Source organism: Cytobacillus purgationiresistens (genome assembly GCF_030813235.1).
GTDB classification, from domain to species: domain Bacteria; phylum Bacillota; class Bacilli; order Bacillales; family Cytobacillaceae; genus Cytobacillus; species Cytobacillus purgationiresistens.
On sequence record NZ_JAUSUB010000009.1, the window covers coordinates 79,452 to 105,196 of the forward strand.

The following is a 25,745-nucleotide window of genomic DNA, read 5'->3' on the forward strand; positions in this document are numbered from 1 at the left end:
GTGAAAAACTCGAATTTTCTGATAAACTTCTCGAATTTGCTAACCAATTCACTCCCCAATAACAAATAGCCTATTAATTGGTTAACTAATTAATAGGAACTTCTACTAAATCGTTATCATTTACATTGGTATAGGAATTGCATGAAGGTAATAGAACATTTGTGGGGAGGGAATAGATTGAATTGGAGACATGCTTTGAAAGAACAAGAAAATCACTTATTAAATGACTTAGTTAAACTATTATCTATTAAAAGCGTAAAAGATCCGGCTACTTTTTCTAAGGAGGCACCTGTAGGTCTAAAGATTAAAGCGGCTTTAGATTATATGCTACAGCTTGCCCAAGCCCATGGCTTTCGAACGCATAATATCGATGGCCTGGTTGGTTACGCAGAAATAGGACCCGAAACTGCCAAAGAATATATCGCCATCCTCTGTCACCTCGATGTGGTTCCAGCAACTGGAGAATGGTCATCAGATCCTTTCAGTCCAATCATCAAGGAAGGAAAGCTGTTTGCACGCGGGGCTATCGATGATAAAGGGCCAACAATGGCTGCCTATTATGCTATCAAATTAATTAAAGAAAGCGGTTTTTCTTTGCAGCATCGCATCCGGATTATTTTTGGCACGGATGAAGAGAGCGGAATGTCCTGCATGAAGAAATACATAAAGGTTGAGCCTAAGCCTTTAGCCGGCTTTGCTCCTGATGCAGTATTTCCGATTATTCATGCAGAGAAAGGCCAAATTAATGCAATAATTAAGTACAAGGGCAGCAAAAAGGGACAGATACGCTCTTTCTATTCTGGAGAAAAAGGAAACATGGTGCCCGATTATGCTGAGGCCGTCATATCATCAAGTAAAGCGCAGGCTCTAATTCTTAGCGACTTCAATACATTTTTCCAGAATGAACATCAGACTGCCACTATTAAAATAGAAAATGATAAAATCCATTTTACATTAAAGGGTGTATCAGCCCACGGAATGGAGCCGGAAAAAGGAATCAATGCAGGGACAAAACTTGCCTTCTTTCTAGCTGATCTTTTACCTGAGGAGCCGTTTATTCAGTTTATTTCCGCTCGGCTGCATGAACGTCATAATGGTGAAGGCCTGAATATTTTCTTCACCGACAAAGTAACTGGTCCGCTAACCGTTAACCCCGGCACTTTCAGGTATTCTGAAGGTGAAGGAGCTATTTCGCTCAATATACGCTGCCCTGTAGAAACACCCTACTTACGCACAATCGAAAAATTAACTGAAGTCATTAAAGAGTATGGCTTTGATATTGAAGAAGTCAGAGAGAAGAAACCACATTTTGTAGATGAGCATCAGCCGGTGATTAAAATTCTGCAGCATGCATATGAACTGGAAACCGGTGAAAATGCGAAATTATTGACGACCGGAGGAGCAACCTATGCTCAATTTATCGAGAACGGCGTTGCCTATGGAGCGGTATTTCCAGGCAAAGAAAATACTGCACATCAGATCAATGAATATATTATTTTAGAAGATTTATATAAAGCAGCTTCCATTTACGCAACAGCGATTTACCGCTTAGCAAATATTTGATTATACTCCCTGGAGTTGAAAGAGCAGGTGCTTCCTTTAGCACCTGCTCCTACTGAATAACTCTATAAATCTCCTCCCTTTTTCAGTAATCTTACTGCCTGCTCTTCCTCTCTCAATACCAATCAGTTCATGATCGTTCAAAACCTTCTGCCTATAACGAAGCTGATGGGTGGTCAGAAGCAGCCCCTGTTCACGTAATTCATCCATCATTGCATCTCTGCCGGCTGACAATACTGCCTCTCTATTAAGGTAAGTCAATATGCAAAGCATATCTTCAAGAAAACCCTTTTGCAATAAATCATCGTGAATTTCTACTAAACCCTCTTGTTGATGAACAACAACCAACGGCTGATGTGCACGAGCATTTCCAAAGGGCAGCTCCTCTTTATGCACCTTATCCTCACAAATATGGGCAACATATTCAACCACATTACGCAGTTCTCTTACATTCCCTGGCCAATCATAATTTTCACAAGCCTGAATCGCTTCCCTTGTAAAAACAAAAGGAGTCCGCCCCAGCCTTTCTTGAAATTCCTTTGAAAATAGGTTGATTAATAAAATAATATCTTCTTTTCTTTCCCTCAGAGGCAAAAGGCGAAGCGGCAGGACATTCAGCCGATAAAATAAATCCTCTCTAAATAACCCTTCCTCAATTAATCTCTTGAAATTTTTATTGGTCGCGGCAATAATTCTTACATCAAGAGGAATTAAGGTATCTCCTCCCACACGCATAATTTGCCTCTCCTGAATCACTCGTAAAAGCCGATTCTGAATAACCGGGGAGGCATCCCCTATTTCATCGAGAAAAATACTGCCTAAATGTGCCTGCTCGAACATCCCGACATGCCCGTTTTTTCTCGCACCCGTAAAGGATCCCGGTTCGTAGCCAAAGAGTTCACTCTCCATCAAGCTTTCAGAAATCGCTCCAAAATTCACACCAACAAACGGAAGCTCCCTTCTAAAGGAGTCTCGGTGAATGGCCTGTCCAAGCACTTCCTTTCCTGTCCCTGTTTCTCCAAGGATAAGTACGGTGGAATCACTTTTTGCCAGGCGACTAGCAATCTTTAACATGTCAATGACTGATGCACTTACTGTTTTAATATCATCGAATCGATACCTTGTCATTAAGTTTTTTTGTTTTGCTTTCGATCGATAATCATATTCAATCTTTTGATAATCCTCGGCTTTTCGAAATAGAATCAACGTATGATGGACTTCAGAATCGACCATAATTCTTTTCTTTCTCATATGAAAAGTAGTGCCTTCAATCTCAACAAAGCTTGCTTGGCCGACTTCCAGCTTCCTAATCGCATAGTAAAAGGCTGGTGGAATATTCTCTAACTGTTGGTTTCCTCTAATTTGAGCTATTTGCAAGAACTCATCAGCTGTTTTATTGTAAGCCTTTAATTCATTATGATTATTATAAACAAGGACGCCGTCTTCAATATTTTGCACCACACTATCCAAAGTGTTTTGGAGAATCCTAGATTTAAATATTTCATTTCGCAATTCTTTAGAAAGCTCAACCAATGATTGTACATACCGTGCTGATAAATGGATTTCGGACGAAAATGGAGATATATTAAAGTAGTTAAATATTTCTACTAATGTAGAAATATCGATCAGTCGACTGCCAATGTTATAGGTTTTCTGGATCGTATCGGGAATGAATTGAGGTTCTCCTGGAGTAATTGCAATCTGGATAGTTCGATCAATCGGTTCCTGTGGAAAATAAGGTTGAAAATCGAGTTCAATACCAATTTCCTTAAGGAGGGAAATAGATTCTTCTGCCGACTGCTTCAAATCACTTACTAAATACACGTTTGTCCCCTTTGATATTTTTAATAGTTCACCAATCCTAGCGTAGTTTATCGTTCTCCTTGTAATAATATGAGGTGTTTGGTTATCTAAATAAGGCCTTGCCATTTTGTAAACAATCTGGCTTGATACTAATATCAATGAACATTGCCTAGTCGCGGCATACTCTAAATCATCGATTGTCAGCCCTGAAATATCAAAGAACTCCAATAAACCGATATCAGTCAGTTGATCCATTAGGCTTTTTAATGTATTTTCAGTATATGTGACTATAAGAAGGCTTTCCTTCGCACGCAAGATGGCGTCCTCCTTTTTATAAATGATTTTATCATAGAAAACACAGGGTCATTTGTACTCATTTGATAGAAAAAGGAAGAAAAACAATAGAACCCTGGCTTTGCAGGAATCATAACGATGCTTTGAAGCCCTCATGCGGGCGATTTTCAATTTAATACCTATCCACCATTGAAAGGATGTACAAAATGAACAAGCAAACCGCTAACGATTGGATTAAAGGATTGCAGCTGGAGGCGCATCCTGAAGGAGGATTCTTCAGAAGTACGTTTTCTTCTGAGGAAGAAATCACGGATTTCAACGGAAGATTTGAGGGCCAAAGAAGTCTCTACACCAGTATATATTTTCTGTTAAGATCACAAGATGTTTCTCATTTCCACCGCCTCAAATCAGATGAGCTATGGTATTATCACGCTGGCAGCTCACTAACCGTCCATTTGATTCATGAAAATGGAAAATATGAAGAAATAAAATTAGGATTAGACATTGAAAATGGAGAAGTCCCTCAAGCGAAGGTTCCGAAAAACGCAATTTTCGGTTCATCCGTCATGAATCAAAATACATATTCGCTTGTAGGGTGTATGGTTTCCCCAGGTTTTGATTTTGCGGACTTTGAGCTTTTTACTCAAGATGAATTATTAGCTCAATATCCACAACATGAAGAAGTCATTAGAAAGCTGACCTATACGGAACTTCCTTAAAATTGGAGCTGTCGCTATAAAATGAGTGGCAGCTTCTTTATTTAATTTTTGAAGCACGAACCATTCCTAAAATAATTGGTATCATCACTCCCACACACAACACTGGCAAAAACCACATTCCGAGCGATTCCGACCAGCCTAATGCTAAGCGGATGGATTGGACAAGAATAGTACCGAAAGAGATCAAACATATATTCTTCGTTACATTCAGTAACTTTCTGCTATTCAAATAAAACGCTTCCGCATTCGCTTCATTCAGCCTATCTGGATAATTGTGAACATGAGGAAACTTCTCTAGTATTCCAAGGAAAAGCCACATGAATATACCGATGATCGGAAGAATGAAAAGTTCAAATTTAGAACCCCATCGGTCCACCTCGCCTGCCGCATTATAATGCCCAGGCACTTGTTCAGGGAGCTGTGCCCAGGAAATGATGAGAAATACAATAGCGCTGATAAACGATAGGCCACCAATAATGTCCCAAATCCATTCTGATTTTGTTCTGCGTAACTTTAAAACTGGCCTATTCAAAGTGAAGTCATCCCTCTCTTATATCTTCCTTATAATTATTTACGAATAGGCGCTTTAAAAGTTTCATGAAGCCTAACTTGCCAGTCGCAAGTATGTAACTTAAAATAATTCTCTTAATAGAATCAATGCCGTTATCCAAATAAATATTGCTGAGCATTTATTAACCACCATAAATAGCTTCCCTGATCCATCCAGCCTTTTCATCATTCTCCCAGCTAAAGCCAATCCAAAAAACCAGCACCATGAAACGAAAATACAGGTGAAAGTAAATATCCAAGTGTCATATGCTTCATAGCGAAGTGCACTTGTTCCTATAACCCCTACTGTATCCAGAATCGCATGAGGATTGAGCAAAGAAACTGAGAGCGCAAAAAGAACTTGTTTCTTCATTGGCAATCCATCTACGTTCTCTGCAACTTGCGGCCTCGCTCTCCACATCGTATACCCCATAAAAATTAAAAAGAGCACACCACCGCCCATCAGCAGCAACCGCAATCCCTCCATCTGAGCAACGAGTGCTGATACGCCTAAAACTGCTAGTAAAATTAAAAGCGTATCACAAAGAGATGCCGTTATAACTGCAGGGCTCGCTTTCAAAAAAGTGCTTTGCTCCGCTCCCTGTGAAAAAATAAAAACATTCTGTACGCCCAGTGGCAATATCAGGCCAAATGCCAGCAGAAATCCGTGCACCAAAGGCTCCACACCTCTCGCCCCCTTCCCCCTTTATTATATTTATGGTAAAAAGAAAGGAAACAACCAATTGGATGGATTAACAACCAACCAATTAAAAGGATTTGATTAAATGAACTGGAAGCCCAATCGATCATCCCATTTATCCTTGCATATACAAATCACTGATTGGATAAAGGAGCGCATTCAAAATGGAGAATGGACTGTGGGAACGAAACTGCCGGCCCAGCGAAGGCTCGCGGAGAATTTTGAAGTGAATCGCAGTACAGTTGTAGCTGCACTGGATGAGCTGACCGCTGATGGATTAATAGAAACAAGACCTGGCGGCGGCACTTATATATCAAACGACAGCTGGAATATCCTCTTAAAAAATGCTCAGCCTGACTGGGATAAGCATATTACTGAGAGCATTCACGAACCTAACTACCATACCATTCAATTAATTAATGAATATGAACAGGATCAAGATATCATACGTTTAGGGACAGGAGAGCTTTCTCCTTCCCTTTTGCCTGCCGACGCTATCGAGCAAGCACTTCAGAGTATCACACTTCAACCGAGAGATATGGGTTACTCTGAACCGAAAGGAAACAAAAAACTAAGATCTGTACTCAGCCAGCATCTAAAGAATAGAAACATTCATGCTTCACCAGATAATATATTAATTGTCTCCGGTGCCCTTCAGGCATTGCAGCTGATCTCTTTAGGCTTGCTTGAGCAAGGGTCTGTTGTTTTCCAAGAATCTCCATCCTATTTGAATTCTGTCCATCCGTTTCAATCAGCAGGGATGCAGGTCATATCTTTTCAAAAAAATGAGGAAATGCAAACTAAACTTAAAAACTATAGCAGCAGGAAACAATCGATTTTTTATACCGTTCCCACCTTACATAACCCCACCGGCAGCACGATGACATTGGGGGAGCGCCGCCATCTTTTGGAGACCTGTCATTCTCTGCATATCCCAATTATTGAAGATGATGTATACCATGATCTCTTATTCAGCCACGATACCTTGCCAGCATTGAAAGCTTTAGACGAATCTGGTCAAGTCCTCTACATAGGGAGTCTTTCTAAGACATTAAGCCCTGGGTTAAGAATCGGATGGATTGTTGGACCTCAGCCGGTGATTAATAGATTAGCAGATATAAAAATGCAAACAGATTACGGATCAAGCGCCATTTCTCAGCAAATCGCAGCCCATTGGCTTCAAAGTCAGTTATATGAAAAGCACTTACATGTGCTAAGGAGCGAATTAGAGAAACGGGCTCAATTTATGCACACCCTTCTGCTTAAATATTTCTCGGACGCAGCTTCTTGGCATAAGCCCACAGGCGGATTCTATATTTGGCTAAGGTTTAATAAACCAATCGTAAATAAATCTCTTTTCCTTAGACTGATAAAACAACAAATTTTAATCAACCCAGGCTATATTTATAATCCCCATGATCAGCATCATATCCGCCTGTCCTATGCCTACGCGGACTTAGCTGAGATGGAAAAAGGATTAGTCATACTTAAGCAGGCTTTACGGTAATAACAAAAACCTCCTTATTCATAAGGGAGGTTCCGCTTTTTTTACATCTATCTGTTACTTAACGGACATCGGATATGAAACAGCAGCCTGCCAGTTGATTGGCTGGAGAAAGAATAGTCCACTCGTTACTTCGTGCTTTGCACATATAAAGGACTGCTGATCTGCAAGGACTGTTCAATGTCAGCCACAATATCCTTAACATCCTCAAGCCCGACAGAAAGTCTAATCAACTCAGGTGTTATCCCGGCTTCAAGCTGCTGATCTGGCGATAATCGCGCATGGGTCGTACTTGCAGGGTGAATGATCAATGTTTTTGCATCACCAACATTGGCGAGGTGTGATAGGAGCTTTAAGGAATTGATAAAAGTTTTGGCCGATTCCAATCCTCCCTTTATTCCAAAGGTAAATATCGCTCCAGCTCCACCTGGCACATATTCCTCCGCTAAACGGTATTGCGGATCATTCGGCAAACTAGGATAGTTCACCCATTCAATCGCGGGATGGGAAGCTAAGTGGGCAGCCACTTCTTTTGCATTTTGCACATGCTGCTTCACTCGTACTGATAACGACTCCAGCCCTTGAATAAACAACCAGCTGTTAAACGGAGACAAGGTTGCACCTAAATCATGTCCCAGCTCAAAGCGCGCCTTGCTGATAAACGCTTTCTCCCGAGACAGTTCAACAAAGGAATGATTGTCGAGGATTGACTTCTTTCTTGTAAAATCCGGGAAGCTGCCATTATCCCAAGGAAAGTTGCCACCGTCTATAATTGCACCGCCGATGGAGGTACCATGACCACCAATAAATTTTGTCGTAGAATGAATAACAATATTAGCGCCAAATTCTAGCAGCTTTAATAGTGCAGGCGTTGTAAAAGTACTATCAACGACAAGCGGTAGCCCATTGCGATGGGCAATGTCGCTAAGCTTCTTTAAATCAGCAATCTCCAGATTCGGATTTCCAATCGTTTCTGTGAAAATCGCTTTTGTCTTATCATTGATATGTCTTTCAATCTCATCCAGATCTGTTCCATTAACAAAATGGACCTTCACCCCAAAGCCTTGAAAGGTTTCAGAAAACAAATGATAGGTTCCTCCATACAAAGCATTCGTAGCTATAAGCTCATCTCCTGCCTTTGCAAGTGTCAGCATTGCAATTGAGATCGCGGCCTGCCCGGATGCAACAGCAAAGGCGCCAACTCCTCCTTCGAGCTTCGCTAGTCTCTCCTCAAGTACAGCATTTGTGGGGTTCGCATTTCTTGAATATACGTAACCTTCCCCTTGCATTTTAAAAAGGGAAGCCGCATGATCCGTACTATCAAACACGTAGGAGGATGTCATATAAATCGGAACCGCCCTCGCATTTGTAACCGGATCCGGCGTTTGTCCGCCATGAAGTGCGAGCGTATCAAAACCAAACTGAAAATCATTTTCCCTGTCAGCCATTATTCATTCCCCTTTCTTATTGAAAAAAAGGCAGCTTTTTCAAATGATAAATTTGAAAAAGCTGCCTTTAGTCGTCTAATCGGCATGCTCCAATATGCAGTTAACCCTCAAAAATAAGAAGAGGGGTGATCATATACAGGATCGCCTCAACTTATCTTCAAAAGCAAAAAATGCTTTTTGGAATTAGCACCGTTCCATAACTGTTCGGCTGCTGAGGTTTCATCAGGCCAATCCTTCCACCTCTCTGGATAAGTCAATATTTATTTACTTATCTAAAAATTTTATTAATCAATAGATTAAAAAATTATCTTCCAATCTGTCAACACTGTTTTAAATCATACTAATTAAAATCTTTAATTATTCCGGAAAAAGAGAGTTAAATAGATGAATCTCACCAATCGAATATAGCAAAAAATCCGAGTAATCTTCCTACAGAATGACATGCAGCACCATCTGTTTCTAAGAAAGAGGGTTTCTTTTCCTTATCCCAAATGTACTTTTATGGAAGAATGGCAAATGACCTGACTGGAAAGCCTGATGCCCTCTCTGCTTTTGGCACTATATTAAAGATGACCGCCCCTTTTGCAGGGACCTGATCCAAATTCGTTAATAGCTCAATTTGATAGGTATCCTGTTCCAATACATAATACTCCCCTAATAAAGCACCGTTCTTACGATAGTCGATAGCGGAATCAGTATCGAATGTTTCATGACCAATGGCACTTACTTTCCTTTGTTCAAATAAAAATGTCAATGCATCCAATCCCCAACCTGGTGCATGACTTTTTCCTTCATCATCTTTGTTATCAAACGCTTCTTTATCTGGCCAGCGCTTACTCCAATCTGTACGCAGTGCAACAAAGGATCCTTCCTCAATTTCCCCATGTTCCTCTTCGAATCGGTGAATATCCTCTACAGTTAAGGTAAAGTCATGATCTTCGGCCGCTTCCTTGGATTGATCAATAACGACGAGCGGCAGCACGAACTCTTTTAAACCTAGCTCATGTAAATATCTCGTATCACGGACAAAGTGGATAGGAGCATCCAGATGAGTACCATATTGACCTGGGAACTGAAAGTTTTGTGCAAAAAAACCATCATCATGGCTAAATAATGTGGAGAACTCAGCATCATTAAAAGCTGAAAAGTGGGGAGAGTCAGGCCCAAATGCATGAGTTAAATCCACCCACTTCTTCCCTTTGATTACTTCAATTGCTTTAAGTAATTCATTTTCTGTTTGCACGTTTGTCATCATAATCACCTCAAAATATTATTTTTTCACAAAAATAAAACCTCTTCTCATTATAAGAAGAGGTTGGATATCCATGATTCATTCTCTTCTTATCTTCAAGCATTGCTGCTTCTGGAATTAGCACAGTGCTTAATAAGCCTGTTGCCGAGGTATCCAAGGGCCAGTCCCTCCACCTCTCTTGATAAGAAATGTTTCTATTTAATTATTGTAAGGATACTTAAATTATTTCGTGATGTCAATCATTATTTGAAAATTCTATATTTATTAATTCATTGTCAAACCATTGTCCACAACGATGTTCTGTCCAGTTACTGCCTTTGCCCTTGTGGATGCCAAAAATGCGACCATTTCAGCTACATCCTCAGGCTGGGTAACACGCTGTAAGGCAGAGCTGCCGGCAACTAATGCAAACACTTCGGGCGTCGTCACAGCACTCGCATCCGTCGTCTCAAGCAAACCTCCTGAAACCATATTTACTGTGATCCCATATTGTCCAAGTTCCTTGGCCATATTGCGTGTAAACCCAATCAAAGCAGCCTTTGCTGTTGTATATTGGTGATAGGCGACAACTGGATTTTGGAAAAGATTTGTTCCAATTTGAATCACACGGCCGCTGCTTGATTCCTTCAATGCAGGGAGAACTGACTGAATTACATTTAATGAGGCCTTCACCGCTCCTTCAAGCTGTTCATTATATTGATCCCATGTTAAATCCTCCACAGAAGCCTGCGCAATTGGATCAAACTTAAAGTTAACGAGCGCATTATTGACTACGATATCGATCGGTCCAAATCTCTCCTCAGCCTGCGTCACCATTTTTTCAACTTCCGCTCTATCCCGAACATCTGCACGAATCGCCATGGCATGGTCATTGCCAATTTCTGCTGCTACGCTTTCCGCCTTATGCTGGCTATGAATGTAGTTAACAATAACAAAATATCCTTGCTGACCAAATTTCCGCGCGATGGCCGCACCTAATCCGCGGCTTCCCCCTGTGACTAAAACCACTTTGTTTTTCATAGTGTTGTCCCTCTTTTATATAAGATTATTAAAATGTATACAGAAGGAGTTCTTAGCAGCAATATAAAAAGCTCCCCATCAGGAGAGCTTTATGTACAAAATTTCATCTACGCTTCACGTACTATGTACTTTGCTCCCTACGCTCGTCTTAACGAACAGGTTCTAAGGGTCAGGTTTTAACCTTCTCAACTCATTTGAGTTCCCCTGCAACTATTTTAATTACTTGCATCATAGCACAGGACCTAGTGTCATTCAACGAAAGCCTTTCTCTCAGTTTGCATTCAGTTACAGCTTTTTCATGTCTATTGAAGGTTTTTTACTTTCCCTAACGAATAAAGTACTATTCCGATAGAGAAAGAAGATAGAAACATGAGTCGTATGGTAGATTATTATAATCAATTTGATGAATGGGGACGATTGGACCGTGAACCGATTGAATTTAAAGTAAACTGGCATTATATGAAAAAGCATTTACCTTCAAGTGGTCATATTTTAGACAATGGAGCAGGGCCGGGAAAGTATGCGATGGCACTTGCACACGAAGGATATGATGTGACTTTAACAGATATTACGGCAAAATTAGTACAAGTAGCTGAGGAAAAAGCGGATGAGCTGAATTTATTAGGACAATTCAATGGTTTTCACTCTGCTGACGCTAGACATCTTCATATGATCGAAGATGAACAGTTTGATGCGTCACTCATGCTTGGCCCTCTGTATCATCTTCAAGAGGAAAAAGATCGCAATCAAGCATTGAGTGAGCTTCATCGAGTAACCAAGTTGGGTGGCATCATTTTTGTAGCTTTCATGCCAAGAATTAGACATATACTGACTTCTCTTCTTTCCCCTGAGCATTGGCGGCCGAACAATGAAATAGATAACATTCTTCATTTCACACAAACAGGGAGATTTAATCACAGTGATGAAGGACGTTTCACTGGAGCTTATTATTTTGAAATTGAAGAAATTCAGCCATTTATGGAACAAAGCGGTTTCGAGACACTAGAGCTGATCGGATCTAACCCTGGTTCCATCTTAAGTGATGAGCAATGGACGTATTGGAGAGATAAAGGAGATAACGAGATCAATAAAATCATCGAATTAATCAAAGAAAGAGCAGCAGATCCCTATATTCTCGGTTTATCCTCACACCTGCTTTATATTGGCAAGAAAAAATGAAGAATCCTACTTTCCTACATAAAGGAGGATTCTTCTCTCTCTATTCAATCCACCTAATGAGGTTTGGATCCTTATCTAAAATGGAATCATATTGTGCCTCCATCCCAAAATGTGCATTGGGATCAAGTTTCATATACCTCTCATACTTGTTCAATCTATCCTCGTACTTAGCCCAGCCAAAATGCTTTACACGCAAGGTTGATAAGCTGTGTGAAAGCTTAAAAATATTCTCTGGAAAACGGCCGCAATGCTGGGCTGTTTCCTTCCACTCACACTCAAAGTCAGGGCGGTACCGGACTAGGAAAGGGCGGTATATTTGATGAGCAAACCATAAAGAATCCTCTCTGTAATGCGCATCGTCCCACATATCATAGAGCCTAAAGCAATATAAATCGATGCCTTCATGCTGTAATAGCAGCTCAATATATTGTGAGAACTGACTCTCAAACATTTCATCTGCATCTAAATTTAAGATCCACTCTGGGTTTGTATTAACTGTTTCCTCCCATTGCTGTTTCCGTAATTCCACTTCATTGCTAAACTTGGATGTGTCATTCCTTATAATATGGATGGGAATCCCCTTCAACACGTTTAGACAAATATTTACTGTATCATCCTCACTGCCATCATCTATAAATACAGCTTCATCAATATACTTTTTATGCGCTTCCAGCACTTGATTCAAATAGCGGTTGCCTTCATTTTTCACAATCATGGATAAAGTTAATTTATCCCGTTGTGGTTCTTCAATAGTCCCATGTATGGATTTTGCTGCATAACCGCTCTCGTCTTTAAAATGATTGATACCATTGAGGTCGGGGGATCGATAAATATGATAAGCAGGAAAATGTGTATCAACAAATAATGAAAATCCAAGTGCAGCAGCACGTACACAGAAATGCCGATCTTCTCCCCAAAAAGACAGGTTTTTTATCTGACTGAAGTCCACACCCGCATCCATTGCCCGACGACTGATGAGTGTACAAGCACCAAGGCCTCCTACCTCATAGAGCCCCGGGGTTTTCATTCGAGAGATAAATTGATAATAGCGATCTGATGCTTCCTCATAAGTTAATTCTTCACCCCTCCCTTGTTCATGCTGTGTATATTCATCACGCAGCCACACTTGAGGCTGAGACATCGAGTCATCCTGCCATGCAGTCCAGAATATCTCAGATACTATATCCTTCCCAGCAGCTAGTAATTGCTTGATTGTCAGTGGATGCAACAGTAAATCCGAATCCACCAAAAATAAATAATCATATTGTTCATATACCGCTTGATTGATGATCGTATTCTTATATTTTGCTACTTTCCAAATAAGATGCTCGTTCCAAAAATGAGTAGTATCATTTTTAAAGTACGTATCCTTTTGCCCAGAAACAAGCAGAGTCACATTTTCATTTTCCTTCGCAAACTCACGCAGTATTTGACTTGAAAGGGCATCATCATTGTCATCGATAAAGAAATACCCAATTTCTATTTCAGACCGCTCAATATTTCTTAATGAACATAAAAACTCTTGAAGTATCACAGGTCCTTGGTGTATGGGACTTCCTATTAAAACTCTTTTTTTATTCGTGCTCATAGCCAGCTTGAACACGGGTGCTTGCTTTTGCTAATGACATTCAAATCGCTCACCTCGCTATATATATATTCTATTTTGAATTTCTATGTGAGCTATCGCTGTGAAATAAAAAAACAGCGAATCTCTTTAGATTCACCGTCAAATATATTTGCATAGCACTGTTATTTGGCTGTTAACTGCGCAGTGTATTTCCTGTATTTAAGATATGCGAATGCACAAAACACACCACTTAAAATAATCAACCAAGGAGAGCCAAACCGCATCAAGGCAAAGGGTGTCTCAAATAGCAGGGCAGAGACAAAGGCTATACCTTCTTTTTCCCAGAGACCAGGTGTCAAATAGGCTGACTTTAAGCTCCAAGCGTAGTCAAATATCCCCGAACCTGCGTTTAGGTGGCTTAAAAACACAAATATAACAAACAAGATAAAAAATCCATTATTGCCCATTAATCGTTTATATAGAGCCTTTGCCGACATCTCATCGGAAAACAACTCATCCCGACCATCCATTTTTTTTATCCAATATTGTGTTCCGGACCATTTCGAGCCGCTGATGTGGTCCCAACCGTAATCACGATATAATTGTAAATAATCAGAGTATGTCAGTTTTTTTCCGAAATTTTGATAATCGATGCGAATGACTTGTTCTTGTTCTGAGGCTTTTTCAAAAGTATAGCTGCCAAACAACCTTGCTTGCTTGCATGTCCAGCCAGCCTGAAGCATTTCATTCAGCCACTTCTCTTCTTTTTTTACATCGATAAATAATTTAAACTTCCTCATCTTCCATCACTCCCTTATATAAAGAAAGAATATGCGCCAGTCTTTTCTGTTCAGTCTTTAAAATATCCATGCCTTCTTCCGTAATCCAATAGACCTTTCTTCTGGAATCATTTGATGGAACCTGCTTAATCCAGTGATGCTTTAACAAATTATCGATTGCACCGTAAAGTGTACCCGCAGCAATTCTCACATCTCCATCGCTCATCTCTTCAATCTTTTGCATAATGGCATAGCCATGAAGCGGTTCGCGTAAAGCTAATAAAATATAATGCATGGTTTCCGATAAGGGGAGAAGTTTATGTTTTTTCATATTTACCACCTTCCATATACAGTTCAACTATATAGTTAAATTTTATACAGTCTAACTGTATATGTCAACTCAAAATAACACCTTTATTCTTCTAAAAAAACAAACCCCCTTTTATAGGGGTCTGTTATCACTTACTCTTAATCCTTCTTTATTTTCCGCTCCATAAATAGTATTCATTTTTGTTGAAGTCCATCTGATGCTTTAAGAAGGGCTGAAAAATGTCTTTCTGAGCTGCAGTAAGCGGAAAGCAACCGGTTATTGGGTTCTTCAGACAGCTGAAATATCTGTTGATAGGCTTCCTTAGAAATACTGTGAATGATCTCTTCCCCCTCAACCACTTCTCCATTAATATCAGACCATTGAATCATTCTAATAACATCTTCTTCGGCAATATTATAAGGCGACTCATAGGATTCAGCATATAGGCCGTTCTGCCTTGCATACTCAATTGACTTAGGCGTTAACTGAGCTGTTCCAATATACATATAGTAATCCCAGCCGAAATGAATATATATTTGTTTCATTGCCTCAAGCCTGCAGTAAGCAAAGTTGCGCAGAATCATCCTGCAAAGTATAGGAATATCGCTTTGGTCTACAATTGAATCTTCTTTCCATCTCACGTCTGAAAACGACTCTTCATATAAGATGGAAGCTTCAATTTCACGCTCCTCTACCCCGAACATCCTTACAGATTGGACATTGCATTCCTGTAAAAACTGCATGATTGTTTCAATGTAAGCCTGTTCTATCTGAAGATATTCAGGAAGCATAAATACCTTGCGATTAATGGTTTTACCTATTTCCGAGGGACAGGTCCATTCATCTCTCGTATACGAACCGTTCTCATCTCGATTGTCAGGATTATATTTTGTAACTCGCCATTGATGCTTGAATTCATTTGCCAAAATAGCACCTCCATTCAGCCTTTGTTATTTTATCAGAAAAGAAGGATAATAAAATAAACAAACTTATTTTATATTCTATTATACTTAGTATATATGAGAATTCCGTTACATTTTTAAATCATTAAAGCGTATAAAAAAGGGGGACTATTATGCACGATGATCGTTCCTTCAAAGAAGAACCGCGACTAACAAAAATAACCGTTATCCTATCCCTATCATTATTAATGATTGGCGCCCTATCCTTTATTGGCGCCATTTATTATTTTGGCATCATTGGATTATTTAATATCTTAGGCGTTCAATATGAATCTCTATGGTCTATATTTTGGTTTGTATTGTCCTATTTATTACTGGGGATCCCAGGTGATTTATTCATAAAGGTTTTACATACCCTTATGAAGCTACCGAATAAATGGAACGCAACCCAGTTGAAAATAGGCCTACTGCTCATTTGCTTTCTAGTGAACTGGGCATTGATTTCTGTTTTAAATCTTTGGTTCGATTCAATCGAAATCAATGGGCTCACTCAAGTAATTTTAGCTTGTATCATTGCTCTAATAGAGGTTGTATTTGTAACTGATCAGAAAAAGAAATGATCATCCCCAACTCTGAACAAGAAAAGGCAGGTTGAGAAAAATGAGCTTAAATCCGAATATTTCTGAGGTTGTTTCTCTACTTGGAGAAACTTCTCGGGCAACGATCTTATCGAGCCTGATGGATGGTCGATTTCATACAGCCAGTGAATTAGCCCTTATGGCAGCCATCAAACCGCAGACCGCCAGCTTCCACCTTGCAAAATTGGTTGGAGGAAACCTCGTGAAGGTTGAAAAACACGGACGCTACCGTTATTATCAGCTGGCAAATAAGGAGGTGGCTGAATTGGTGGAATCCTTACTTGGTGCATCTCCTGCACCAAAGGTCCACTCACTCAGAGAATCCAGCCAATTAAAGCTGCTTCAAGAGGCGAGAACTTGCTACGACCATTTAGCAGGAAGGTTGGGCGTCCGAATAACGGAAGCTATGCTCCATGCCGGATATTTAGAAAAGGGAGAAAAAGAGTTTGTGGTTACGGATATTGGTGAACAATTTTTTAGCGAGTTTGGCTTAAATTTAGATGAGGTACGCAGAAATCGACGCTCCTTCGCCCGTGCCTGCTTAGATTGGAGTGAACGACACCACCATTTGGCCGGAGCGTTAGGCACAAGCCTAATGAACCGCTTCATTGAGCTGGGGTGGATCGCACAAATGCCCACCACGCGTGCGGTAAAGGTTACCGCCAGAGGTACAGCGGGCTTTAAAGAATATTTCCATATAGAAATCTAATAAAGCCCCTCAGAAATGAGGGGCTTTTGCTGTTGGTTCGATTTTCTCCTTGAACTTTCTGTTTACCAGGAATATGCCCATGAAAATGAAGGCGCCTCCCGTGATAATTGAAAGAGATAATGGCTCCTCTAACAATAACCAGCCTGTGCAAACACCGAAGAACGGAGCTAGGAATAGGTAAGCACTTGTTTTCCCTGGGTTGCTGTTTTGCAAAAGATAATACCAAACGGCAAACTGCACAATCGAAGACATGATGCTCAACCATAATAAAATAAATATCGATTGGCCATTAGCCACGAAAAAGGGCTGCTCAAGCATTACACTGCAGACTAGCAGCAAAAGTCCGCCAAATAACATTTGGTACGCGGTTAAAACCCAAGTATCAAAAGAAGAACCCCACTGATTAACCATTAACGTTGCAATCGCCCAAAAGATAGATGAAAAAATGCCAAAGATCATACCAATTTTAAAATCAAGTTGTGCACCTAGCGTAATGCTGACTCCTATAATCCCTAGAAACACGCCAACCCATTGGTACAACCTATATTTTATTTTTAAAAATAGTGTTCCAAATACGATCACCAGCAACGGATTAGTAAATGTGAGAATTGAAGATTCACTAGCAGGAATCGTACGCAAGCTTAAAAAAATGCATCCCATCACACCAGCTGTTTGAAAAGCACCAATAACCGCCATTTTTAACCAGCTGGTTTTTGTTTTCGGATGCGGTCTTTTCAATGCGAGAACAACCAATACCATAATGATTCCTGCAAGGGTAAAGCGTAATCCCACCAATAACAATGGCGAACTATGCGCTAATCCTATTTTTCCAACCGCAAATGAAGAGCCCATCAAAAATGTTGTTAAAAGAATTAATCCTGTAAATTTGAATGTATTCATATTGATCTCCTGTTATGTGTTTGAGATTATTATAACTCTCGAATACATCAACTGCGGTCGAAATATGAAATACATGAAAATATATTAGAAACCCATCAACTCTTTCACATTTTTCGTATTTTCTTTTGAAGTTAATCGTTCAAGCAGCAGAAAGGCTACGTCAAAACCGGTTCCAGGATTAGAGGAAGTCATAATATTATCATCCGTGACGATCCGTTCTTTAACCACTTCCACGCCGTACTGTTTTAATTGAGATGATCGTTTGCTCGTTGGGTGATTATAAGTCGTTGCTCTGCGGTTTTTCAACACACCGCTATGAGCGACCATTATTGATGCCACACATATAGAGGCAATTGGTTTTTTATTGGCATCAAAATGCTGAATTACCCTCTGAAATGGTTCACTAAAGGCATCCTCATAAAAGCCAGCCTCTTCAAACCCCCCGGGAATGGCCAACGCATCAAAATCTTCTAAATTGAGGTCAACCAATTGCTTTTCCGGAGCTACTTGAAAATTCCATGTACACGTAAGCTGGGGGTGCAAGCCAGCTGTAACAACTTCTGTAGAACCGTCCCCCTCCCATTTATTCCAACCTAATACGTCCGTAAATACACTTGCTTCAACTGCTTCAAATCCATTTGCAAGCAGCAATAAAGTTTTCGACATAATCATCACTCCTTAATGTCAATTGTACGAGAGTTAAGACTTTCGTTACATAGGATAGAAAAGGTCATTTTTATCTTTTGCATTTATCTTTATTGAAAAATCAGTTATATTATTAATTAAAAAAGGTGAAATCATGGATCGCATTGATTATCAAATATTATCCCAGTTTCAGGAGAATGCAAAGACATCGATAAAACAGATCGCTTCCCGCGTGCATCTATCTGCACCGGCTGTCGCAGAACGCATAAAGAAGCTGGAGGAGCAGCAAATAATTGAAGGTTATGAGGCAAGGGTGGACCTGACTAAGCTGGACCGCTCCATCACCGCTCTCGTTTTATTTAAATCCATTGATTGTAAAAAGCTGGCTCAATTTTGTCATGCCCACCCGGATGTCATTGAATGTTATCGTGTTGCTGGAGAAATCAGCTATATTGCTAAGGTTGCCACAAAATCTGTTGAAACATTAGAAGGCTTTATCGACCAAGCCATGCCCTTTGGCACCCCTTCAACGAATATTGTGCTGTCAGCCTATGAGAAAAAAATATTATAGCAGCAATCGAGTGACCAAACTATTTGCCATAAAAAAAATGACTAGATGTACTAGTCATTTTAATCAGAACCTGCCTGCCCGGAATATCGTATAGATGAGAAATACAAACATTAATAAGGCAATGACAAACCCAATTTCAACCGCAGGTATATTCCAGAGTAGCGAGGATTGCCTGCCCATTGCTGAACCGACAATTAAACCAACCATAATAATACTAAAGGAAAGCAATACAATACTAAAAGCCAATCGATTGCTAATTCGATCAATCCTTGTTAAAAACTTTTCACTATCTGGCAAATTAAGCTCCAATGGAACTTTCCCTTTTTTAATCAGTGCAATAATTTCTTTAATATTCTTCGGAGTATCGGCAAAAATACCCCAATACTCTCCCATGTGATCAACAGCATCTTTTACCACATGATCCGGCCTGTAGCGGTCTAAAATCAAGCGACGACCAAATGGTTCTGCTATTTTCACAATGCTTATATCAGGATCAAGCTTCTCAACTACCCCTTCCATTGTTAGCAATGCTTTTCCTACTAATGTAAGATCGGTTGGGATATGTATATGATGGTGATTGGCTACCGAGAATAAATCATTAACCGCTTCTCCAATAGAAACCTGGCTAAACGGAACATCATAGTACTTCTCCCTTAACAGATCAACATCAGATCTCAATAAGTCTATATCGACATCATCGGGGACTGCCCCCATTCGCATAATTGCTTTAATCACACCGTCTGTACTTTGGCGCATCATGGCAATCACTAAGGTTGCAAAATTGGATTTCATTTCTGGTGTCAGACGGCCCACCATACCAAAGTCCATGAATACAATTACTTCCCCTGGTAGTACCGATACATTTCCTGGATGAGGATCGGCGTGGAAAGTCCCATCTATTAATATTTGCTGAAAAATCCCTTCAACCATTCGTTCAGCTAAGAGCTTTTTATCATAGCCTTTTTGATGAATTTCTTCCAGCTCATTAATATATGTACCTTCAATGTAATCCATCGTTAACACTTTTTTAGTTGAATAATCCCAAAATACTTTAGGAATACGATAACGAGGATCGTCTTTAAACTGTTGGGCAATCCTGCCCGCATTCCTGCCTTCTAAGGAATAATCCAATTCAGCTAGCAGAGCCTTTGAAAATTCATCAACAATCTCAGTAACTTGATAATTAGCGGCCCATTCTTGTCGATGTTCCGCAAGTTTGGCTATCTCTTGAAGAATTTCTAAATCGGTCTTCATTACCTTTTCAATATGAGGTCTCTGGACTTTGACCGCTACCTTTTCACCTGTGTGCAAGACGCCAAAATGCACCTGGCCAATAGACGCCGATCCTAGTGGCTCTTCTTGAAATTCGCTAAATACCTCGTTTATTTCCATTCCAAGCTCTTTTTCAACAATCCGCTTAACCTCTTCAAATGGAAATGACTGCACATGATCCTGAAGCTTTTCCAGTTCGACGATTATATCATTAGGAATGATATCGGGTCGGGTGCTGGCGATTTGCCCCATTTTCACAAAAGTAGGCCCTAACTCCTCCAAAAACAATCTTATACGTTCACCCGTTGTTTTCGTATGAGTCCCCTTTTGTCCTTTAACGAGCAACCGCTTTGGCAAGGAGAGGAATTCATGCAATCCCAACTCTTTTACAAAAAAACCAAAGCCATTGCGTGAAAACGCAACGGCGATTTCTCGATAGCGATGCATATGTCGCATTCTTCTTTCAAAAATGGGAAACCCTCCTTAAAGCAATTAAATGATTCGCAACCTCAGTCTGGCTTTTTTATTTGGTTCTCCAATTCAACAACACGCTGCTCAAGCATTTGAACTTCATCCTTGCTGGCTAAGTTCAATTCACTCATCATTTTCTTCATTCTCTCATGCATCATTGTATCCATTTCCATTTGCTTTTCTTCGCCTTTTTTCATTACATCCTGCATGAATTCCTTTGACTCCTGCTTCGACATTTCGCCTTTCTTCACGAGATCATCCATCATTTTCTGTGCCTGTTCTTTACTTGCCACAGCTAGTCCTAATCCAAGTGCCATTCCTTTTTTAATTGGGTTCTTCATTACAGTCTACCTCCAAAGTTTTGGTTTTTAATTTAAACTACAGCTTTATTATTAGTTAGTATACCTTTTCGGTTTTATAATAAAACCAAGACTGGTTAATGCTTTTATTAAAAAACCGATAAATAATGTAAAAAAGCCAAAATCCCTCAAACAGGATTTTGACTTCTTTAATGACTGACGGTTACTGATCGATGGTTATTTGAACGAAAAGCCACTACGAACCACATGATATTCATAATACTCGCGAGACCGCATATCACCATTACAGCCACCAGTGACGCGATCGCCCCATTAAACACTCCAATTCCAGTCACGATTAGTAACATTGAAGCAAAAATAAATAAGCCAATCGCACAAAAAACTGCCATGATATATTTCACCCATTCCATCTCGGCCACATACATCAGTAAAGGAGCAAAATATATTATGAGTATTCCTGGGATTGAAAGCCACATCCCCATATCATTAAATTGATTCACATTTGTGCCTAGTTCTGATAAGGGTGAAAGGGCAGCAGCTATTAAGCAACAAAAGAGTATAGCAGAGATTATTGTGTTCTTTTTAATTTTAAGAGCCTCCTTCTTTTTGAAAATACTTCCAATAATACGGATATAGATATACAGAAGTTTCAATGATATGTATCGTTCATTAAGAGGATTTAGTACAAAAACATACTTAGATTGAAAAGTTCTCGGTATTTACGATAACTACCCCTTTCTCTCTTCAACTTCACTAGAGACCGGCGTAATTATGCGATATTTTCACTCTTCTCTCTTCATTTTCACTGGAGATCGGCGTAATTATGCAATATTTACACTTTTCTCTCTTCATTTTCACTGGAGATCGGCTTAATCATGCGATATTTACACTCTTCTCTCTTCAACTTCACTGGAGATCGGCGTAATCATGCGATATTTTCACTCTTCTCTCTTCATTTTCACTCTTCTCTCTTCATTTTCACTGGAGATCGGCGTAATTATGCGATATTTTCACTCTTCTCTCTTCATTTTCACTAGAGATCGGCGTAATTATGCAATATTTACACTCTTCTCTCTTCAACTTCACTAGAGATCGGCGTAATTATGCAATATTTACACTCTTCTCTCTTCATTTTCACTGGAGATCGGGGTAATTATGCGATATTTTCACTCTTCTCTCTTCAACTTCACTGGAGATCGGTGTAATTATGCGATATTTTCACTCTTCTCTCTTCATTTTCACTGGAATCGGCGTAATTATGCTGCGGCATCCTGTTAATACTACACCAATCAATCCTAATGCTAACATCCCTTTTCACACGCGTTATTACTCTTTCTGAAAAATCAAATTCTTAATGCATTCAACAAAAAAAGAGCGATTTCTTATAAAGAAACCCGCTCTATCTTCATTATTTCTTACCTGACTTCATCGTGAACATCACAATAATAATCAGCGTAAAGGCGGTTAAAGCCAAAAATGGAATCGTTACAAAACCGAACCAATTAATGTACTCCACATTGCACGGGACACCGCTTGAACATGGTTTGATCTCTGCAAACCCCGGCACCTTTTCCACTAAATAGTGATAGAAGGAAAAACACCAACCAATTAAGGCCATCGGAAGGACGATTCTTTTAACAGATGCATCTTGATAAAATGTTCCAATTCCCAATATCAGAACAAGCGGATACATCAATATACGCTGATACCAGCAAAGCTCACAAGGTATAAACCCGCGAATTTCGCTAAAGTATAAACTGCCTAATGTGGCAACGATCGAGATGACCCAAGCGATATAAAGAGAGATTTGATTGTTTTTCATTATTCTTTTCCTGCTAATGCTTCATCAATCAGAACCTTGATTCTTTCGTAATCAAAAGGATCCTCCAACATTTTGCCATTGACCATAATGGAAGGCGTTAATTTGACTTTAAAATCATTTACTAAAGTGATGTCCTCATTTACCGAATCAATCACTTCTTTAGTCTGCATTTTCTCCAGCAGATCATTTGGATCAATATTCGTTGTTTCCTCTGCTACTTCATTCACCTTATCCATTGTCAGCCACGCAGTATCATGGTCATTTGCGGGCTGTGCTTCAAATAACTTCTTATGAAAGCTCCAATATGATTCCGGCTCAAGATCTAGAACAGATTCTGCAGCGATTGAACCAACCTTTGATTCATCACCATGAAAAAGCACATTGATATAAGAGAATTGCACTTCACCTTTATCTATATAATCCTCTTCTAATTGTGGGAAAACCGTCTCTCCCCACGATTTACATGCCGGACATTTGAAGTCCCCGAATTCAACCACTTGTACAGGTGCTGAATCATCGCCCAATATAGGCTGCCCTTCTGTTGAAGGCTGATTATCAAATACGACTTCATTGCCTTCTTCTTTATTATTATTATTACTGACAATTACAAAGATGGTTATTGCCGCAAATACAATAATTGTGAGGAAAATAATGATTTTAAATGAAGATGAGTTTTTTGTTGTAGCCATTATGTATCTCCTTTGATTTTTTACTTGTTTATCTTCATTTTATCAGAACCTTTGTGATAATTGAAAAATAGTGATGAAATCAGATTGACAAAATTGTGTAGAATTTGGATTGTATCTTCCCAAATAATCACTTTACCCCTTTATACTCTCATATTAAGCCATGCCTTTTACCATCAAAAGGCCGGACTCGAAAAGACTTATACGTCATATTGGGCAAAGAATCTCTTAACCAAGGGTATTAAATAGAGAAGACCTATGATTAATAAAATCCATGGAATGAATTTAAATCCTAAAGATGAATAATAATCGCCAAAATTATGAAAAGAAAATAACAACATGCTGGTACAAATATAAATTGACCCAATCAGCTCTTTCATCCCCAACTTACTCTCCCAGTTATCTTAATCTTAATATATTGTCTTATTCGCCAAGCTACTCCATGAATGAATCGGATCAAGCGCGCTTATAACCGGTAACTGAATGAATGGCAATGAACGCTCTCCAGGCAACAAATTAATTTCATCGTATATAAAGTCATCATCAAAATGAAGGCTTGCAGCATCCTTTCGATTGGCAGCGTAATAGACAGAATGAATCCTTGACCAATAAATCGCACCTAAACACATAGGGCAAGGTTCACAACTCGTATACAAGACACAATCCTTTAGCTCAAAAGTGTTTTATTTACTGCATGCTTCTCTAATAGCCACTACCTCAGCATGTACTGTTGGATCCTTGCTGTCTGTCACTCGATTCACACCAAATAGCACCGAATGGGCCTCCTTCGGTTGAAATATTGCGCACTGCCAATTCCACTGCCCTATTTAGAAAAAACTCATGTTTGTTTTTCTCCAAGGAATCCTCCTTAATTCTACAAATCATCTAGAGAAACTACTTCACCGTTGCTTGCATTTACGCCATAGTGACAATCTAATTTACCGCAAAGAATGTATTTCTTTTGTTTTTCATCGTATACATAGGTCGGAGTCAATTCGATTAAGTTTTTTATTTTTTCGTAGGCTGTTGCCTTATCCATAACGACTTCTTCTGCTTCGCCGGTCTTCTCCCATATGGATGTGGTATCAATAAAGTTTAATATCTGATAAGTTTGCGGATCAATGATTATTACTAGTTTAGGTTGAAAGGCATAATTGCCCTTGTCATTTTCCTTTAATACCGCATGGATATAACCGATATCACGGTACAGAGTCTTTAATATCCACTTTCCCTGATCAGCTGGATATTCCAAACTTAAGAAATCCTTTGCAGTATCCACACATCGTTTTTGGTCTTCTGCTGTGATGGGCAAGGAATCCGAGCTCGGTTTCGCTGAAAGAGCTTGCTCAATACTTACCTCGCTGCTGAAGTCTAATTCTTTTCTTGAAAAAGGGGCAGGGGTACGACTTTCCCAATACAATCTTTCATCTAACTCCACTTGCTGCCGATCATTTATACGAAAGGGAAGCGATAAAGATGCATCATTACTGACATACAATTCCTCCATGGCATAGGCAGGGGAGACCTTATTCTTTTCAAAAGAAGGGAAGTTGATTAGTTGGAATTGAGGTTCTATCCATTGCTCAGCCTGTTTAAGAGTAAGTGTATATTCCTCTTCTATCACCACTGATTCTTCTGGAAAATAGCCGTGAACAGAAAAAAATGTGAGATTTCTATTTTCGTCAAAATTTAATTCTATATATCCAGAAGGGGAGACCGCAATACCATCGATACACCCTTTAAATGATAGCTTCCCTTTTTCCTCGTTTACTAATTGAAATTGTTTCATATATGTTAATTGCGTCTCTTGTTCAATCCATTCAATCACCTTGCTCGTTTCTTTTGGGAAGCTTACCCCATTTGCAAACGTCTTGTCGCCAACAAATATCACACTCTCAAACTTTCTGCTGCCTAAATTGATCGTGATGACTGCTGTCCCTTCCGGATTCAAATCATCTTCCGAATTTTCAGCTATATGAGTAGGAAACCATTCAGTACAAAGTGAATAAATTGTTTCATGAAAAGCATTCACATTCTGATAAATACTGAAATCATGTAAATAATATTCTTCCAATCCCCATTTTAATTTTGAATAATCGACTAATTCTTTTATTCTACTATCCAT

At 39.5% G+C, this 25,745-nt stretch carries 25 protein-coding genes, 1 pseudogene and 3 riboswitches; of the genes and pseudogenes, 7 read left to right on the plus strand and 19 right to left on the minus strand.

Features of this window, described 5'->3' with window-relative positions:
- Window positions 1-177 precede the first annotated feature (177 nt).
- The gene (pepV, locus tag J2S17_RS11990) at window positions 178-1,563 is read left to right on the plus strand and encodes a dipeptidase PepV (RefSeq protein ID WP_307475127.1); all 1,386 of its coding nucleotides are present in this window, start codon (window positions 178-180) and stop codon (window positions 1,561-1,563) included.
- Between the two features lie 36 nt (window positions 1,564-1,599).
- Here pepV and J2S17_RS11995 read toward each other — a convergent pair whose 3' ends face one another.
- Window positions 1,600-3,678 (minus strand): sigma-54 interaction domain-containing protein, encoded by a 2,079-nt coding sequence (locus tag J2S17_RS11995; RefSeq protein ID WP_307475129.1) that lies wholly within the window; start codon window positions 3,676-3,678, stop codon window positions 1,600-1,602.
- A gap of 185 nt (window positions 3,679-3,863) precedes the next feature.
- On the opposite strand from J2S17_RS11995, the gene J2S17_RS12000 reads away from it, so the two are divergent.
- A complete protein-coding gene (locus J2S17_RS12000) occupies window positions 3,864-4,376 on the plus strand; it encodes a cupin domain-containing protein (protein ID WP_307475130.1) in 513 nt (170 codons plus the stop codon).
- 37 nt (window positions 4,377-4,413) lie between these two features.
- On the opposite strand, the gene J2S17_RS12005 is transcribed toward J2S17_RS12000, so the two are convergent.
- Window positions 4,414-4,908, minus strand: coding sequence for a DUF1648 domain-containing protein (locus J2S17_RS12005; RefSeq protein ID WP_307475132.1), 495 nt, complete (start codon window positions 4,906-4,908; stop codon window positions 4,414-4,416).
- A gap of 99 nt (window positions 4,909-5,007) precedes the next feature.
- A complete protein-coding gene (locus tag J2S17_RS12010) occupies window positions 5,008-5,610 on the minus strand; it encodes a LysE/ArgO family amino acid transporter (protein ID WP_307475133.1) in 603 nt (200 codons plus the stop codon).
- Between the two features lie 100 nt (window positions 5,611-5,710).
- Between J2S17_RS12010 and J2S17_RS12015 the strand changes: the two genes are divergently transcribed.
- Window positions 5,711-7,132: an aminotransferase-like domain-containing protein gene (locus J2S17_RS12015; protein ID WP_307475135.1), complete on the plus strand. Its 1,422-nt coding sequence runs from the start codon at window positions 5,711-5,713 to the stop codon at window positions 7,130-7,132.
- Between the two features lie 125 nt (window positions 7,133-7,257).
- Here J2S17_RS12015 and J2S17_RS12020 read toward each other — a convergent pair whose 3' ends face one another.
- From J2S17_RS12020 to J2S17_RS12030, 3 genes are all read right to left on the minus strand, one after another.
- The gene (locus J2S17_RS12020) at window positions 7,258-8,577 is read right to left on the minus strand and encodes an O-acetylhomoserine aminocarboxypropyltransferase/cysteine synthase family protein (protein ID WP_307475137.1); all 1,320 of its coding nucleotides are present in this window, start codon (window positions 8,575-8,577) and stop codon (window positions 7,258-7,260) included.
- Between the two features lie 148 nt (window positions 8,578-8,725).
- Window positions 8,726-8,832, minus strand: a riboswitch (SAM riboswitch).
- A gap of 244 nt (window positions 8,833-9,076) precedes the next feature.
- Window positions 9,077-9,829: a cyclase family protein gene (locus J2S17_RS12025; protein ID WP_307475139.1), complete on the minus strand. Its 753-nt coding sequence runs from the start codon at window positions 9,827-9,829 to the stop codon at window positions 9,077-9,079.
- 86 nt (window positions 9,830-9,915) lie between these two features.
- Window positions 9,916-10,017: riboswitch (SAM riboswitch) on the minus strand.
- Window positions 10,018-10,093: 76 nt separating this feature from the next.
- Window positions 10,094-10,849, minus strand: coding sequence for a 3-oxoacyl-ACP reductase (locus J2S17_RS12030; RefSeq protein ID WP_307475140.1), 756 nt, complete (start codon window positions 10,847-10,849; stop codon window positions 10,094-10,096).
- A gap of 117 nt (window positions 10,850-10,966) precedes the next feature.
- A riboswitch (TPP riboswitch) is annotated at window positions 10,967-11,065 on the minus strand.
- A 153-nt stretch (window positions 11,066-11,218) separates the two neighbouring features.
- Between J2S17_RS12030 and J2S17_RS12035 the strand changes: the two genes are divergently transcribed.
- The gene (locus tag J2S17_RS12035) at window positions 11,219-12,028 is read left to right on the plus strand and encodes a class I SAM-dependent methyltransferase (RefSeq protein WP_307475142.1); all 810 of its coding nucleotides are present in this window, start codon (window positions 11,219-11,221) and stop codon (window positions 12,026-12,028) included.
- Window positions 12,029-12,068: 40 nt separating this feature from the next.
- On the opposite strand, the gene J2S17_RS12040 is transcribed toward J2S17_RS12035, so the two are convergent.
- The 4 genes from J2S17_RS12040 to J2S17_RS12055 all read right to left on the minus strand — a co-directional run bounded on the left by J2S17_RS12040 (window position 12,069) and on the right by J2S17_RS12055 (window position 15,610).
- A complete protein-coding gene (locus tag J2S17_RS12040; protein ID WP_307475145.1) occupies window positions 12,069-13,616 on the minus strand; it encodes a glycosyltransferase in 1,548 nt (515 codons plus the stop codon).
- Window positions 13,617-13,777: 161 nt separating this feature from the next.
- The gene (locus tag J2S17_RS12045) at window positions 13,778-14,395 is read right to left on the minus strand and encodes a DUF2812 domain-containing protein (protein WP_307475147.1); all 618 of its coding nucleotides are present in this window, start codon (window positions 14,393-14,395) and stop codon (window positions 13,778-13,780) included.
- The gene (locus tag J2S17_RS12050; RefSeq protein ID WP_307475148.1) at window positions 14,382-14,705 is read right to left on the minus strand and encodes a PadR family transcriptional regulator; all 324 of its coding nucleotides are present in this window, start codon (window positions 14,703-14,705) and stop codon (window positions 14,382-14,384) included. Before J2S17_RS12050 ends, J2S17_RS12045 begins: the two co-directional genes overlap by 14 nt.
- 173 nt (window positions 14,706-14,878) lie before the next feature.
- Window positions 14,879-15,610 carry a hypothetical protein gene (locus J2S17_RS12055; protein ID WP_307475150.1) on the minus strand — a complete coding sequence of 244 codons (732 nt, stop codon included), beginning with the start codon at window positions 15,608-15,610 and terminating at the stop codon, window positions 14,879-14,881.
- A gap of 149 nt (window positions 15,611-15,759) precedes the next feature.
- Here J2S17_RS12055 and J2S17_RS12060 point away from each other — a divergent pair, with 149 nt between their 5' ends.
- Entirely contained in the window at window positions 15,760-16,206 is a 447-nt protein-coding gene (locus J2S17_RS12060; RefSeq protein WP_307475152.1) for a YrvL family regulatory protein, read from the plus strand.
- A gap of 40 nt (window positions 16,207-16,246) precedes the next feature.
- Entirely contained in the window at window positions 16,247-16,933 is a 687-nt protein-coding gene (locus tag J2S17_RS12065) for an ArsR/SmtB family transcription factor (protein WP_307475154.1), read from the plus strand.
- 9 nt (window positions 16,934-16,942) lie between these two features.
- Here J2S17_RS12065 and J2S17_RS12070 read toward each other — a convergent pair whose 3' ends face one another.
- Complete coding sequence (locus J2S17_RS12070; RefSeq protein ID WP_307475156.1) at window positions 16,943-17,833, minus strand: DMT family transporter; 891 nt, start codon at window positions 17,831-17,833, stop codon at window positions 16,943-16,945.
- Window positions 17,834-17,917: 84 nt separating this feature from the next.
- Window positions 17,918-18,499: a DJ-1/PfpI family protein gene (locus J2S17_RS12075; protein ID WP_307475158.1), complete on the minus strand. Its 582-nt coding sequence runs from the start codon at window positions 18,497-18,499 to the stop codon at window positions 17,918-17,920.
- 133 nt (window positions 18,500-18,632) lie between these two features.
- On the opposite strand from J2S17_RS12075, the gene J2S17_RS12080 reads away from it, so the two are divergent.
- Window positions 18,633-19,049 carry an Lrp/AsnC family transcriptional regulator gene (locus J2S17_RS12080; protein ID WP_307475160.1) on the plus strand — a complete coding sequence of 139 codons (417 nt, stop codon included), beginning with the start codon at window positions 18,633-18,635 and terminating at the stop codon, window positions 19,047-19,049.
- Window positions 19,050-19,112: 63 nt separating this feature from the next.
- On the opposite strand, the gene J2S17_RS12085 is transcribed toward J2S17_RS12080, so the two are convergent.
- From J2S17_RS12085 to J2S17_RS12115, 7 genes and pseudogenes are all read right to left on the minus strand, one after another.
- On the minus strand, window positions 19,113-20,768 hold the full coding sequence (locus J2S17_RS12085; RefSeq protein WP_307475267.1) for an ABC1 kinase family protein: 1,656 nt from the start codon (window positions 20,766-20,768) through the stop codon (window positions 19,113-19,115).
- Window positions 20,769-20,830: 62 nt separating this feature from the next.
- Window positions 20,831-21,133 (minus strand): phasin family protein, encoded by a 303-nt coding sequence (locus J2S17_RS12090; RefSeq protein ID WP_307475162.1) that lies wholly within the window; start codon window positions 21,131-21,133, stop codon window positions 20,831-20,833.
- A gap of 167 nt (window positions 21,134-21,300) precedes the next feature.
- Window positions 21,301-21,765: a DUF5391 family protein gene (locus J2S17_RS12095; protein WP_307475164.1), complete on the minus strand. Its 465-nt coding sequence runs from the start codon at window positions 21,763-21,765 to the stop codon at window positions 21,301-21,303.
- Window positions 21,766-22,520: 755 nt separating this feature from the next.
- The gene (locus J2S17_RS12100) at window positions 22,521-22,934 is read right to left on the minus strand and encodes a disulfide oxidoreductase (RefSeq protein WP_307475166.1); all 414 of its coding nucleotides are present in this window, start codon (window positions 22,932-22,934) and stop codon (window positions 22,521-22,523) included.
- Window positions 22,934-23,623 carry a DsbA family protein gene (locus J2S17_RS12105; protein ID WP_307475167.1) on the minus strand — a complete coding sequence of 230 codons (690 nt, stop codon included), beginning with the start codon at window positions 23,621-23,623 and terminating at the stop codon, window positions 22,934-22,936. The genes J2S17_RS12100 and J2S17_RS12105 overlap by 1 nt, the downstream gene beginning before the upstream one ends.
- Before the next feature lie 407 nt (window positions 23,624-24,030).
- Window positions 24,031-24,505: pseudogene (locus J2S17_RS12110) on the minus strand (nucleoside deaminase).
- On the minus strand, window positions 24,495-25,745 hold the full coding sequence (locus J2S17_RS12115; RefSeq protein WP_307475169.1) for a hypothetical protein: 1,251 nt from the start codon (window positions 25,743-25,745) through the stop codon (window positions 24,495-24,497). The pseudogene J2S17_RS12110 and the gene J2S17_RS12115 overlap by 11 nt, the downstream one beginning before the upstream one ends.